The sequence below is a fragment of the Arthrobacter sp. E1SS-5 genome (genome assembly GCF_057073715.1).
The window spans coordinates 2,175,127-2,188,792 of the sequence record NZ_CP172703.1; the positions used below are offsets into that span (position 1 = coordinate 2,175,127).

Here is a 13,666-nt window from a genome sequence, read left to right on the forward strand (position 1 = left end):
TGGCTTGCTGCGGGGAAAGCGGCGGCGATGCGGGCGTCAGGAAAGCCTGCCGGCCGGTGCGGCCTCCGCGGCCGCGGCAGCATGCGTGCCGGCAACCTTGTCCGCGGCCTCGCGCATGTCCGGATACTGCTCCGCAGCGGCCCGGATGGCGCTGGGCAGGACGCTGACATGCTGCGCGGCAAGCTTCCGTTCTTCCTCGCCGGGCTCCGGGACCTCCTGGCCCTTGGACAGGACCGTGATGCCGGATTCGGTGACCTTGAACCCCCGCGCCCGGTCCAGGTCCGGGTCAAGCCCGATGGCAGCACCTGCGGGCACCTTGACGTTCTTGTCCAGGATGGCGCGGTTGATCACTGCCCCTTCACCCACCTGCACCTTGTCCATCAGGACCGAATCGATCACGCGGCCGCTGGTGGCCACGTAGACGTCGTTGGACAGCACCGAGCCTTCCACCACGCCGCCGGAAATCACCACACCGTTGGCCACGATGGAGTCCAGAGCGGTTCCCACGGTGTTGTTCTTGCCGCGGACGAACTTGGCCGGCGGCGAAGTGGTTTGCCGGGTGTAAATGGGCCACTCGGAGTTGTAGAGGTTGAAGACCGGCAGCGGGGAGATGAGGTCCATGTGGGCGTCGTAGAAGGAGTCGATGGTGCCTACGTCGCGCCAGTAGGTGCGGTCGCGCTCAGTGGAGCCGGGGATCTCGTTGAGCGTGAAGTCGTAAACGCCGGCCTCGCCGCGGTTGACGAAGTAGGGGATGATGTCACCGCCCATGTCGTGCTTGGTGTCCAGTCGCTCAGCGTCCACGTGCAGCGCGGCCACCAAGGCGTCGGCGTCAAAGACGTAGTTGCCCATGGAGGCCAGGAACTGGGAGGGGTCCGCGGCAAGACCGGGGGTGCTCGCGGGTTTTTCCACGAACGCTGCGATCTTCTGGGGATCGTTCTGGTCCGTTTCGATGACGCCGAACTGGTTGGCCATGTGCAGCGGCTGCCGGACCGCGGCCACCGTGGCCTTGGCGCCGCTGTTTACGTGCTGGGCAACCATCTGGGCGAAGTCCATCCGGTAGACGTGGTCCGCACCCACCACCACCACGATGTCCGGGTTGGCGTCGTGAATGAGGTTCAGGGACTGGTAGATGGCATTGGCGCTGCCCAGGAACCAGCTCTTGCCCACGCGCTGCTGCGCCGGGACGGAAGCGATGTAGTTGCCGAGCTGGGTGGACATCCGCCAGGTCTCGGAGATGTGCCGGTCAAGGCTATGCGACTTGTACTGGGTCAGCACCACGATCTGCAGGTAGCGGGAATTCACCAGGTTTGACAGCGCGAAGTCGATGAGGCGGTAGCTGCCGGCGAAAGGCACGGCGGGCTTGGCCCGGTCTGCCGTCAGTGGCATAAGCCTGTTTCCCTCGCCGCCTGCGAGGACAATGGCCAGGACTTTTTTTGTTAACGGCATGATGGTCGCTCCTGTACGCCTTCGTAACTCCCAAGACAGTCCGGTATGCCCGGACTCCTTCACACTAGAACAGTTATCCGTGAACGACTACCTTGGGTCTTGTGCGAATAGACATTGTGACTAAAGAGTTCCCGCCGGAGATCTACGGCGGCGCCGGGGTACACGTAGCCGAATTGAGCAGGGTGCTTAGTAAGCACGTTGACCTGCAGGTTCGTGCTTTCGGCGCTCCCCGTGATGCCGATTACCATGGCGCGACGGTAACGTCCTACCAGGTCCCGGAGGACCTTGGCGGAGCGAACGCGGCGGTCCAGACCCTCGGTGTGGACCTGCGCATTGTGCCGGACGTGCAAGGCGCGGACCTGGTCCATTCGCACACCTGGTACGCCAACATGGCAGGCCATCTGGCCTCCCTTCTACACGGAATTCCGCACGTTCTCAGCGCCCACAGCCTGGAGCCGCTCCGGCCTTGGAAGGCTGAACAGCTCGGCGGCGGTTACGCCCTTTCCTCATGGGTGGAGAAGACTGCGTACGAAGCTGCGGCCGCGATCATCGCGGTGTCCGAGGGCATGCGCCAGGACATCCTGCGCAGCTACCCCAACGTTGACCCTGCAAAGGTCCGCGTGGTCCACAACGGCATCGATGTGGAGCTGTGGAGGCGTGACGAAAACGACGACGCCGTCCGCGCCCTGGGCATCGACCCCGCCAAGCCGAGTGTCGTCTTTGTGGGAAGAAACACACGCCAGAAGGGCGTCCCCTACCTCCTGCGGGCGGCGGCGAAGCTGCCGGCGGACGTCCAGCTTGTCCTCTGCCTCGGCGCGGCGGACACCCCGGAACTCGCAGCGGAGACAGCGGCCCTGATCGAGGACCTGCAGAAGCAGCGCACGGGCGTGGTGCTGATCGAGCGGATGCTGCCGCGCCATGAGCTCATCCAGGTGCTCAGCCACGCCACTGCGTTTGCCTGCCCGTCCATCTACGAGCCGCTGGGCATCGTCAACCTCGAAGCCATGGCCTGTGGCGCGGCAGTGGTGGCCAGCGCCACCGGCGGAATCCCCGAGGTCGTGGAGCATGGTCGCACCGGCCTGCTGGTGGACCTGGAGCAGGTCACGGATGGCACGGGGACACCCCTGGATCCGGAAAAGTTCGTCAGCGAGTTTGCCGACGCACTGACCGAAGTAGTGTCCGATCCCGACCGCGCCCGTGCGATGGGACAGGCCGGCCGGGAGCGGGCAGAAAAGCACTTCTCCTGGGAGTCCATCACCGAGACCACCCTTGAGGTGTACCGCTCCGTGCTGCCGGCCGCCGGCTGATCGTCCCGCAAGCACAACGTACGACGGCGCCGCAGTTTGGCTGGTTAGCCCTTGCGGCCCGCCGCGGCGGTCCTGGCGATCAGCACCTTCTCATCCACCGGGGCCTGTCCACTGGCACGTTCATTCCGGAAATGCGTACGGGCTTCGTCCTGGCGCATCTTTTCGGCACCGGTGGCGATGGCTGCACGGACGTGGTCCTCGCCGTATCCAAAGGCGTCCACCAGGTCCAGCGCATGCGGGCGGATCTTCTCCAGCAGCCGGTTGATGTATCCGCCCACCGTGCGGGCCCGCTGCATGGAGAGGCGGCCGTTCATGAGGTACCAGGACAGGTTCTTCTCGATCAGCGACAGGCCGAACAGGTCGCGCAGCCAGGTCAGTACCGTCCTGGTTCCCGGGTCCGCAACCTGGTGCAGGCCTTCCGTGAAGGCCTCCCACTGCAGCAGCTCCGCGTGGGCCTGGGCGGCATCGATGAGTTCGTTCTGGTGCCGGTTGAACAGGGCGGCGCCCTTCTCCTGCGGGAGGCGCTTGCTGCCCTTGAGGGCGGCTCCTGCCTCGGCCACCATGGTCTGCACCCGATCCGTGAGGAGTGCGCGCTGGCTTTCCTCGTCCCGCAGTGCGTTGGCGGCCTTCTGGACCGATCCGGAGTCCGCCACGAACTGGGCCACCTGGCGCAGGCCGGTGCGGTGGACTGCGACGCCGGCTGCCTGGTTCACCACGTAGCGGGCCAGGACGCCGAAGTCCACGTTGCGGAATTCCTTGGCGTAGTCGGCCAGCAGGCGCTTGGCCACCAGCTGGAGCAGGACCGTGTTGTCGCCCTCGAACGTGGCGTACACGTCCAGGTCCGCGCGCAGTGAGGCGAAGCGGTTCTCGATCAGGAACCCTGCGCCGCCGCAGGCCTCACGGCATTCCTGCAGGGTGTCCAGCGCGTGCCAGGTGCTCAACGGCTTCAGCGCTGCCGCCAGGGTCTCCAGGTCCTGGCGGTCTGCGTCGGTGTCGTGGGCGCCGGAGAAGACGTCGTCGAACTTCTCCAGGAGCTGTTCGTGCGCAAAGGCGGCCGCGTAGGTGGTGGCCAAACGGGTGAACAGGCGCCGCTGGTGCCGCTGGTAGTCGAGCAGGACCTCCTCTTCCGTGTGGGAGGAAGCGTTGAACTGGCGGCGCTCGGTGGCGTACTGGATGGCCGCCTTCAAGGCCACCTTGGAGGCGGCGACGGCGGCGCCGTCCAGGGATACCCGGCCCTGGACCAGGGTGCCCAGCATGGTGAAGAAGCGCCGGCCGGGGCTGGCGATGGGTGATGTGTAGGTTCCGTCCGCGTCGACGTTGCCGTACCGGTTCAGGAGGTTGGACCTGGGGATGCGGACATTGGTGAAGTGCAGGCGGCCGTTGTCGATGCCGTTCAGGCCGCCCTTGATGCCGTCGTCCTCGCCGCCGATGCCGGGCAGGAACTCCTTGGTCTGCGGGTCCCGCAGGTCCACGTAGAAGGCGTGGACGCCGTGGTTCACGCCGTGGGTGACCAGCTGGGCGAAGACCACTGCGCCCACGCCGTCAGTGGCGGCGTTGCCGATGTAGTCCTTCCACGCTGCCCGGAAGGGGGTATGGATGACGAACTCTTCGGTGTCGGGATCGTACGTTGCGGTGGTGGCAATGCTGGCCACATCCGAGCCGTGCCCTGTTTCCGTCATGGCGAAGCAGCCAGGGATTTCAAGGTTCATGATTCCCGGCAGCCACTTGGCGTGGTGTTCTGCCGTTCCCAAATGCATCACTGCCGAACCGAAGAGTCCCCACTGGACACCGGCCTTGATCTGGAGCGACGGGTCGGCCACCACCAGTTCCTCAAACCCTGCGATGTTTCCACCGTGGTCGTCGGAGCCGCCCAGGTCAGACGGGAAGGCGCGGTGCACGGCTTCGTTGTCCACGAGGTATTTGAGCTGGCCGAAGACGCGCGCACGGTGGTCCGTGTGGGTCAGGCCCTCCACTTTGTGCAGCTCCGGCCTGGCGGCCAGGTCCCTTGCCTGGAGGCGGACGTCGGCCCACTTTCCCAGGAGCTGCCGGCCCAGTGCCTCGACGTCGACGGCGGGCGTGGAGCTTTTGTCCGGAGTGGCTGCAGAGCTTGCCGCGGGGCGCAGGCCCCTGCGGGCTTGGCGTTCCACTACATCAGTCATGTCACAGTCCTTCTTTGGCGGATAACTTGGTGGTCGGTGAAGCGGGGGTGAGTTCAGGGGCGATGCCAACGCACAGCCACGCCGTGATTTGGCGGGCCATGGTCTCCTGGGTGGGCTTGGCAGGGGAGTCGGGGGTGCTGAGCCACTGTTCGCCGGCGTTGCGCACCAGGCCGATGGCCGCTTTGGGCCAGTACCCGATGACCGCTTCTCCGACGTCGCCGAGGTGCGAGCGCATCGGCTTGGCGATCATGTCCGCGATGGCGTCGAAGAAGTGCCCCAGCGGGCCGCCGGCGGCTGCAGGATGGGCAGGGCCGGCCTGGTCGGCGGGAGCGTAGCTGGTGACGAACGCGTAGACGTTGGGGCTGGTGTCCGCCATTTGCAGGTAGGCCGAGACCATCGCCAGCAGCCCTTCCCGGGGCGTGACGGCGCTTTGCGCAGCCTCCTGGATGCGGTGCTGCATCTGGCTCAGGACCACTTCGCCCACGGCCTGCTGCAGCCCCGCCTTATCCCCGAAGTAACGGTAAAAGACCGACTTGGAGGTTCCGGCGGCGGTGGCGATGTCCTCCATGGAAGCGTCGCTGCCAAGTGCATGCACTGCACGGCGGGCCTGCTTGATCAGTTCCCTGCGGCGTTCTTCCCGGTGGCTTTGCCAACGCGAGGAACGCCCGTCGGAGTTTGCGGTCTGCTCAAGCCCGGCGGCAGGAGTGCGGGCTGTGTCCTGGAAGTTCACGATACCCAGCGTATCAGGTACGCTGGGTATCGGTAACCGCATGTGACCCAAGGAGCCTTCCATGTCCATAGACGGACAGTCCACCCCCGCGCCTGATAAATCAGTTTCAGCCGCCGTCCCTGCAACCCGGAGGGCGGTGATTGTCGGCGGAAACAGAATTCCCTTCGCCCGTGCGGGCGGCGCCTATGCAAAGTCTTCCAACCAGGACATGCTGACCGCTGCCCTGGACGGCCTGATTGCACGCTTCGGACTTCAGGACGAGCGGATCGGCCAGGTGGCAGCGGGCGCGGTGCTCAAGCATTCCAAGGACTTCAACCTCACCAGGGAAGCCGTACTGGGTTCGGCACTCTCCGCCGAGACTCCCGTGTACGACCTCCAGCAGGCTTGTGCCACAGGCCTTGAAACGGTGGTGGGACTGGCGAACAAGATCAAGCTGGGGCAGATCGATTCCGCCATCGCCGGCGGCGTTGATTCGGCGTCCGATGCACCGGTGGTTGTGAGCGAAGGGCTTCGCGAGGTGATCCTGGACCTCCACCGGGCCAAGACGCTTCCGCAGCGGCTGCAGATCCTGAGCCGGCTGCGGCCAAAGGATCTGGCGCCGCTGGCCCCGGGCACGGCAGAGCCCAGGACCGGGCTGACCATGGGCGAGCACCAGGCCCTTACCACCGCGCAGTGGAAGATCTCCCGGGAAGCCCAGGACGAGCTGGCCCTGAACAGCCACCACAACCTTGCCGCCGCATACGAGTCGGGGTTCTTTGATGACCTGATGACCCCGTACCGCGGACTGACGCGTGACGCAAACCTTCGCGCGGACACTTCGATGGAGAAGCTCGCTGGCCTGAAGCCGGTATTTGGCCGCAACCTCGGTGCAGATGCCACCATGACGGCTGGCAACTCCACGCCGCTGACGGACGGCGCCTCCACTGTGCTATTGGCGTCCGACGAGTGGGCAGACGCCCGTGACCTGCCCAAGCTGGCAGCCGTGATTGACGCCGAGGCTGCTGCGGTTGATTTTGTGCACGGCAAGGACGGGTTGCTGATGGCGCCCGTGTTCGCTGTCCCGCGGCTGCTGGCCCGGCAAAACCTGACGTTTGCGGACTTTGACTACTTCGAAATCCACGAAGCCTTTGCCGCCACTGTCCTCAGCACCCTGGCGGCATGGGAGGACGAGGAATTCGGCCGGACCCGCCTGGGCCTGGAAGGTGCCTTCGGGAGCATCGACCGGTCGCGCCTGAACGTCAACGGCTCTTCACTGGCGGCAGGCCACCCGTTCGCCGCAACCGGCGGCCGCATCGTCGGCACCCTGGCCAAGATGCTGCACGACAAGGCGGCCTCCACGGGCCGACCCGCCCGCGGCCTGGTGTCCGTCTGCGCAGCCGGCGGCCAGGGCGTCGTCGCGATCCTGGAATCCCTGTAGGAGGGCGGCGTGGCAGATACATACACACAACTGGTCAACAGCGGCCCGGGCCGCAACCTTGCAAAAAAGCTGGGCCTCCCGCAACCCGCTGTCCTGCGCCGCTATGAGCCGGGCCAGCCGCTGGTGGCGGGCCCCGTCGTCGTCGTGGGGGATACCGCAGGGGCGGACAAGCTTGCCGCGGAACTGCTTTCCTGGGACCTTGACGTCAGGCGGCACGCGGTCCCAGCCGAAAAGCTGGGCGCCATCATCCTTGTCCTGGACGGGGTGGAGCACCCGGCCGACCTGGAAAAGCCCGTCCTGGCCGCGGCCGGTTCGCTCCGCGACCTGCGGGCCGGCGGCCGGATCATCACCTTGTCGCGTCCCGCGGCGGAGGCGTCCTCGCCCCAAGCGGCAGCGGCACGGCAGGGGGTGGATGGCTTCCTGCGCTCCCTTGCCAAGGAACTGCGGGCCGGGGCAACGGGAAATGGGATCCTCCTCGCAGACGGCACCACGTCCACCAGCCCAAGCGCCCTTGGCGCGATCAGGTTCTTCCTCTCCGCCCGCTCCGCATTCGTGGACGGCCAGTTCCTCACGGTTTCAACGGAGGACGGCGTGCTTCCCGCTGACCCCGAACGGCCGCTGGGAGGAAAAGTTGCCGTCGTCACCGGGGCCGCGCGCGGCATCGGAGCCCAGATTGCCCGGACCATGCACCGGGACGGAGCCACGCTTATCCTGGTGGACATCCCGGCTGCCGGGGACCAGTTGGCGTCCGTAGCCAACGAGGTGCGGGGCACCGCCCTGCAGCTGGACATCACCGGCGCGGAAGCGGGGCAACGGATCCTCGACCATTCCGTCCAGCGGCACGGGCGCCTGGACATCGTGGTGCATAACGCGGGTGTCACGCGGGACAAGCTGCTGGCCAACATGGACCCCGCGCGGTGGAACAGCGTCATCAACATCAACATCGCCGCCCAGCTCCGGATCAATGAGGCACTGCTGCAATCCGCGCATCTCGGACCTGCGCCGCGTATCGTTTCAGTTGCCTCCACCAGCGGCATCGCCGGGAACAGGGGACAGACCAACTACGCCGCATCCAAGGGGGGAGTGATGGGAATGGTTCGGGCCAGCGCCCCGCTGTTCGCGTCGCGCGGCGGCACCATCAATGCCGTGGCCCCGGGCTTCATCGAAACCGAGATGACGGCCCGCATCCCGTTCGCCGTGCGAGAGGTGGCACGGCGGCTCAACTCGCTCCAGCAGGGCGGCCTTCCCGCCGACGTTGCGGAAACCATCGCATTCCTGGCCAGCGACGCCGCAGGCGGCATCAACGGGGAGGTGCTGCGGGTGTGCGGGCAGAACCTGGTGGGGGCATGACACTCCAGCAACCAGTGGTCCTGGCCGAGATGCCGTCCCTGTCCAAGCTCTACGTCAACGCCGCCGCGACGGCTGCACGGCGCAGGCTCCTGGGAAACCATGACACCTCGGTCCTTCCGACGGAAAGCCACGAGGTCAGGGGCGTCGCTGTAGACGTCGAAAAGCTCACCGCCTACCAGCACCTGATCGGTGAGACGGCCAGCGACGTCCTGCCGGCCGGTTTTATCCATGCCATCGCATTTCCCCTGGCCATGAGCGTCATGAACCGGGACGACTTTCCACTTCCCCTGCTGGGCATGATCCATTTGCGTAACAGCGTGGAGCAGAGGACACCTTTGGTTTTCACCGACGTTCTGGACATGACCGCCAGGGTGGAAAACCTGCGCGGACACCGCGCGGGCACCCAGGTGGACGTTGTGGCGGAGGTCCGGCCTGCCGGCTCTGCCGAGGTGCACTGGCGCGGGGTGTCCACTTATCTGGCCAAGGGGGTGTTCCTGCCGGGGATCGACAAACCCACTGCCGTCCCGGCAAGGGCCGACTTCACGGCACCGGACCCAACCGCCCTGTGGCACCTGGGTGTGGATGCCGGCCGCGCCTATGCCTCCGTATCGGGGGACTTCAACCCCATCCACCTGAGCGTACTCTCGGCCAAGGCACTGGGAATGCGGCGTTCGATCGCGCATGGCATGTACCTGGCGTCGCGGGCCCTTGCAGATGTGGGCCCGGCCCGGGGCGATTCCTTCAGCTGGGACGTTGAATTCGAAGCACCAGTCTTCCTGCCGTCCCGGGTGGCCCTGGAGATCGACAGCGAACAAAGTGCCTCCGGCGCGTGGAAACACTCCAACTTTGTGGCGTGGAGTCCGCGCTCCGGGCGGCGCCATTTCACCGGCACTGTTGCTGCCCTGTAGACAGTGGCGCGGGACATCCGGCATTAGTCCTTCGGCCGCACCGCACGCAGGATCCGGTGAAGGCTGAGCAGGACCGATTCTGACGCAGGGACCGTTCCCTGCGAAGCGGGCCTGGCGGCGGTGGCGGCCATGCAGGCCTCCACCGCCGCAACGGCAGCGTCGTAGCGGTCCTTCCATTCCTGGGCGTCACCCTCGGTGTCCGTGGACACCAGTTCCCCGGTGGCCGTGATGGCGTCTGCGAGAGGTTCGTTGTCCTGCAAAGGGATGGCGTAGGGCACGTCATCTTCCCAGATCACGTCGGAAAGCACGTCCGTCATGTCCTGGATATGGAAGGTGACCCGTTCCAGGTTTCTCAGGTCCTGGTAATCCCGGTCGATGTCGCGCGGGTGCAGTTTCCGGCGTGGATTGGCGCGGCGGCTGGCGTCCGCTTCCTTGACCAGATGCCGCACTGAGCGTGCCGCTTCCGCCAGTTCGTCCGACCTGCGCGACCAGTCCTCGTGCTCCGGCGGCCATTTCTCCTTGAGGGCGGCGCCCATGTCCGTCAGCTGCCGGCCCAATGCGAGCCGCAGGTCAGCCAGGCTTGAGGCAGCCGCGTTGAGGTGCAACGGAGGGAAGATCAGGAAATTCACTGCAATGCCTACCGCCACTCCTGCCGCCATCTGCACCAGGTAGCCGTACGAGAAATCTTCCGCATTACTGCCGCCGACCAGCAGAACCAGCAGGGCCGCCGTCGGAATCCAATCGCTGCCTGACCCGATGCCCGGCAACCCGCCCAGCAACACGCCCACCCCCATGAACAGGGCGACCGTCAGTGGTGAGGGTTCGCTGATGCTCACCAGGACGAAAGCGAGGCCAATACCCATCGCAAGCCCGGCCAAGGCCTGGGCCCCCTGCTTCACCGAACCGGCGACGTTGTGGTACATCGCCACCAGTGCACCCAGCGGCGCGTAGTACGCGTAGTGCGATGCCGCGCCCGGCATGAGCGGCGCAATGGCGAAGGCAAGCCCCGCCGCTATGGCCGCCTTCCCCGCCAGTTGCAGTCGCTGTGCCGCGAAGGCAGCAGAAAGTCCCGCCACCGATTGTCTAAGAAATTGGGTCCCCCGAGCCCACCGTGCATCCGGCCGTGCCTGAGTATTGCCCATCCGGACAACAGTAGGGCCGGGGGTGCGTCAGGACAAACCTGCTGTTGAGCGCCTTACCTCAGCTGCCAGGCGGTGGGCCCGGCCCGGAGTACGACCCTCTTCCGCGCGCCGGGGGATATACCCGAAGCTCAGGCCATAGGACGGGTCGGCGAACCCGAGGGCCGCGTTGGCGCCCTCGTGGCCGAAGGCGCGGTGGCTGCCAAAGTTCCGCGAGGGATGCGGTTTCATGAAGACGACGGCGAAGGCATTGTCCAGCCCCGAGGACCGGTCCAGTCCCCACACCTGCTCTCGCGTCATTGCCGTGATGGTGTCCGCTGTGAGGAACGGCTCAATGCCCTGGACGCCGGTCGTAGCGGCGGCGTACAACCGGGCCAGTCCGTCAGCAGAGCCCACGCCGCCGGCGGCAGACATGCCCGCGGCGCGCACAGACCGGATGTTTGGCAGTTCCATGATGCCGCTCACCGGGGCGTTGCTGTTTAGGCCCTCAAGGCTGAGGGGGTCCACCCACGGTTGGCCAGGCTCCTCCTCGTAGAGGACGTCCCGGTACCGTGAGTCCAGGTCCTCGGGAAGGCCGAGGAAGAAATCCACTTCCTGGGGTTTGCGGATCCTCCGCTCATAAACATCCTGCAGCGCCTCGCCTGTGGTCCGGCGGCACAACTCCTCCATCAGGATCCCAATGGTGAGCGCGTGGTAGCCGAACTGCCGGCCAGGCTCCCAAGCGGGAGCGGCGGCGGCGAGCCGGCCGGCGGCCCGGGCTGTTGTGAACTCTTCGATGGCAAAGCCGCCGTCAACGCCCAGAAGCCCGGCCTGGTGGGACAGAGCCTCCCTGACCAGCAGCCTGTCCTTTCCATGGGTCGCGAACTCGGGCCAGTAGTGGGCCACTGTCTTGTCCAGGTCCAGAACGCCATCCTGCACAAGGAGGGCGATAACCATGGCGGCAACGCCTTTCGAACACGAATACGCGCCGGTCAGCGTGTCGGCGGTCATGTCGGGCCCGCCGGTCAGGCGCACTACCGGCACACCCTGGTGATAGGCAGCCAGTTGCGCGCTGTAACGGGAATCCTCGGCGAGCAGGGACTCGAACAGGGCCAGGACGTTTTCGTATCCCGGCGCCACAAAACCCAGAGAAGTCTGCATGCCTGACAGTGTAGAGGGAAAGCGGTTTCCTTTGCGGGACTAGCGCTCTTTGGCGGCGCCGTGTCCTGGTGCCACTTCCTCACCCTGCCGGACAGGCCCGGGAGGGGTGCCGTCACCGAAGGGGCGCCCGCCCAGGGATTCGCGGCCATGGTCGTGCAGCCATCCGCCGAGGTCAGGGCCCGCGGGAACAATGCCGGTGGGGTTTATGTCCTCATGCACGATGTAGTAATGACGCTTGATCTGCACAAAGTCGATCGTGTCCCCAAAACCCGGCGTTTGGAACAGGTCCCGCGCGTAACCCCACAGGTTGGGCATTTCGCTCAGCTTCTGCCGGTTGCACTTGAAGTGTCCGTGGTACACGGGATCGAACCTGGCGAGCGTGGTGAACAGCCGAACATCCGCCTCGGTGATAGTGTCGCCCACCAGGTAGCGCTGCCGCGAGAGGCGGTCCTCAAGCCAGTCCATCGCAGTCCACAGGCGCTCGTACGCTGAATCGTAAGCCTCCTGCGAGCCGGCGAACCCGCAGCGGTAGACGCCGTTGTTGACCTCCGTGAAGACCCGCTTGTTCACCTGGTCGATCTCGTCGCGGAGGTGCTCGGGGTAGAGCTGCGGGGCGCCGGGCCGGTGGAACTCCGTCCACTCGGTGGAGAAGTCAAGGGTGATTTGGGGGAAGTTGTTGGTCACAACTTCGCCGCTGTTTACATCCACGACGGCGGGCACGGTGATGCCCCGGGGGTAGCCGGGAAAACGCTTGAAGTATGCCTCCTGCAGGCGTTCGATCCCAAGGACCGGGTCCACGCCGCCGGGATCAAGGTCGAAGGTCCAGGACCGGGCGTCGTGGGTGGGGCCGGGCTGGCCCAGTGAAATTGCCTCTTCCAGCCCCAGCAGCCTGCGCACAATGACCGTGCGGTTTGCCCAGGGGCAGGCCCTGGCGGCGATGAGGCGGTATCGCCCGGCTTCTACCGGCCAGCCCGGCTCGCCGTTGCTGCCGGGAGCGGCGTTCCTGGTGATGCGGTCTTCGATGTAATTGGTGTCGCGGGTGAATTCCGCTCCGCCGGTCACATAGGCTCCGCGGGTGCTGTGCCCGTTGATGCCGCCGGCCGCTGTGTGGGTGCTTTCCGTTTCCTGGCTCATGCCACCAGCCTAGGCGCCGCTTTGGGAATCTAGGCGCCTTTCAGCAGGATCATCGAAATTGGCTGCCAGGCCACCAGCCATGCCCCGGTAACGATCAGCGTGAACAGGGTTATCCAGATCCCGGACGGGATCGAGGTGGCGCGGTACAGGAGGTAGGCATCGGAGCTGGACAGCCGGTCCCGGCGGCGGAGGTGCACGTTGGTAAGTTTCAGCAGGTCGCGGACGCCGGCCACCAGCAGTGCCAGGCCGAGGACGACGGCCACGTGACCAACGACGGAAACAGGCGCAAGGAACCCCAGGGCGGCGGCGCCGGCAATGGCTGCCGCGGTGATGGCGAATCCTGCCAGGTTGCGCAGGAAGACCAGTGACGCGGCCAGGACCAGCGCGCTGGTGGCCATGGCTGCCGGGCCCCAACCGTTGAGCCCACACCATACGAAAGCTGCACCCACCATGGCTGGCACAGGGTAGCCCCAGAAACACGACCACGCGGCCGCCAGCCTGCTCCGGCTGTACGTGGTGGTGGTCCCCGAATGATCAAGCCGGAGCCGGATTCCTGTTAGTCGCTGGCCGGAGGTGACGGCGGCAAACGCGTGGCCCAGTTCGTGTGTGGCGGTGGCGAGGAGCCCGAAGTAGCGCCAGCTGCGGCGCGGAATGGACAGGGCAACGGCGGCTGCCAGGGACAGGAGCATCTCAACCCATGTGACGGCAGGCGCCGCTGTTTGGGTGAAGGCCGCGATGAACGCGTTCCATATGTTGGCGGGACTGTCCACCGTTGCCTCCTGGCTGCCGGGCCGAAGCGGGGGAGTGCCGGCGTCGTACGTCTTGTGCCCAACTTTACGAAGCCGGGCTGGGTGAATGCTTAAAACCGAAAGGCACGCCTGGTGCGGCGTGCCTTTCGGGCAAAAGTAGTGGTTTTGCCACTGGTGGAAGGTTTTG

Annotated in this window: 11 protein-coding genes; 4 read left to right on the top strand and 7 right to left on the bottom strand. The window is 66.0% G+C overall.

Annotation, left to right across the window (positions count from 1 at the left end; translation table 11 throughout):
- Positions 1 to 36: 36 nt before the first annotated feature.
- Positions 37 to 1,446, bottom strand: coding sequence for a glucose-1-phosphate adenylyltransferase (glgC, locus tag ACIGJD_RS10040; RefSeq protein WP_483689385.1), 1,410 nt, complete (start codon positions 1,444 to 1,446; stop codon positions 37 to 39).
- 101 nt (positions 1,447 to 1,547) lie between these two features.
- Here glgC and glgA point away from each other — a divergent pair, with 101 nt between their 5' ends.
- Positions 1,548 to 2,753: a glycogen synthase gene (gene glgA / locus ACIGJD_RS10045; protein ID WP_483689386.1), complete on the top strand. Its 1,206-nt coding sequence runs from the start codon at positions 1,548 to 1,550 to the stop codon at positions 2,751 to 2,753.
- Positions 2,754 to 2,797: 44 nt separating this feature from the next.
- On the opposite strand, the gene ACIGJD_RS10050 is transcribed toward glgA, so the two are convergent.
- Both ACIGJD_RS10050 and ACIGJD_RS10055 read right to left on the bottom strand, forming a co-directional pair.
- Positions 2,798 to 4,912: an acyl-CoA dehydrogenase family protein gene (locus tag ACIGJD_RS10050; RefSeq protein ID WP_483689387.1), complete on the bottom strand. Its 2,115-nt coding sequence runs from the start codon at positions 4,910 to 4,912 to the stop codon at positions 2,798 to 2,800.
- 1 nt (position 4,913) lies between these two features.
- Positions 4,914 to 5,684: a TetR/AcrR family transcriptional regulator gene (locus tag ACIGJD_RS10055; protein ID WP_483689388.1), complete on the bottom strand. Its 771-nt coding sequence runs from the start codon at positions 5,682 to 5,684 to the stop codon at positions 4,914 to 4,916.
- A gap of 19 nt (positions 5,685 to 5,703) precedes the next feature.
- Here ACIGJD_RS10055 and ACIGJD_RS10060 point away from each other — a divergent pair, with 19 nt between their 5' ends.
- Genes ACIGJD_RS10060 through ACIGJD_RS10070 form a run of 3 tightly spaced genes read left to right on the top strand, consistent with a single transcriptional unit; the run spans position 5,704 to position 9,317 of the window.
- Positions 5,704 to 7,059: an acetyl-CoA C-acetyltransferase gene (locus ACIGJD_RS10060; RefSeq protein ID WP_483689389.1), complete on the top strand. Its 1,356-nt coding sequence runs from the start codon at positions 5,704 to 5,706 to the stop codon at positions 7,057 to 7,059.
- 9 nt (positions 7,060 to 7,068) lie between these two features.
- Entirely contained in the window at positions 7,069 to 8,409 is a 1,341-nt protein-coding gene (locus ACIGJD_RS10065; protein WP_483689390.1) for a 3-oxoacyl-ACP reductase, read from the top strand.
- The gene (locus tag ACIGJD_RS10070; RefSeq protein WP_483689391.1) at positions 8,406 to 9,317 is read left to right on the top strand and encodes a MaoC family dehydratase; all 912 of its coding nucleotides are present in this window, start codon (positions 8,406 to 8,408) and stop codon (positions 9,315 to 9,317) included. The genes ACIGJD_RS10065 and ACIGJD_RS10070 overlap by 4 nt, the downstream gene beginning before the upstream one ends.
- A 23-nt stretch (positions 9,318 to 9,340) precedes the next feature.
- Here the strand turns inward: ACIGJD_RS10070 and ACIGJD_RS10075 are convergent, their stop codons facing one another.
- From ACIGJD_RS10075 to ACIGJD_RS10090, 4 genes are all read right to left on the bottom strand, one after another.
- A complete protein-coding gene (locus tag ACIGJD_RS10075; RefSeq protein WP_483689392.1) occupies positions 9,341 to 10,393 on the bottom strand; it encodes an FUSC family protein in 1,053 nt (350 codons plus the stop codon).
- Positions 10,394 to 10,486: 93 nt separating this feature from the next.
- Positions 10,487 to 11,596 (bottom strand): serine hydrolase domain-containing protein, encoded by a 1,110-nt coding sequence (locus ACIGJD_RS10080; RefSeq protein ID WP_483689393.1) that lies wholly within the window; start codon positions 11,594 to 11,596, stop codon positions 10,487 to 10,489.
- A gap of 39 nt (positions 11,597 to 11,635) precedes the next feature.
- Positions 11,636 to 12,730, bottom strand: coding sequence for a glutathione S-transferase family protein (locus ACIGJD_RS10085; protein ID WP_483689394.1), 1,095 nt, complete (start codon positions 12,728 to 12,730; stop codon positions 11,636 to 11,638).
- Positions 12,731 to 12,759: 29 nt separating this feature from the next.
- Entirely contained in the window at positions 12,760 to 13,500 is a 741-nt protein-coding gene (locus ACIGJD_RS10090; RefSeq protein WP_483689395.1) for a M50 family metallopeptidase, read from the bottom strand.
- Positions 13,501 to 13,666 lie beyond the last annotated feature (166 nt).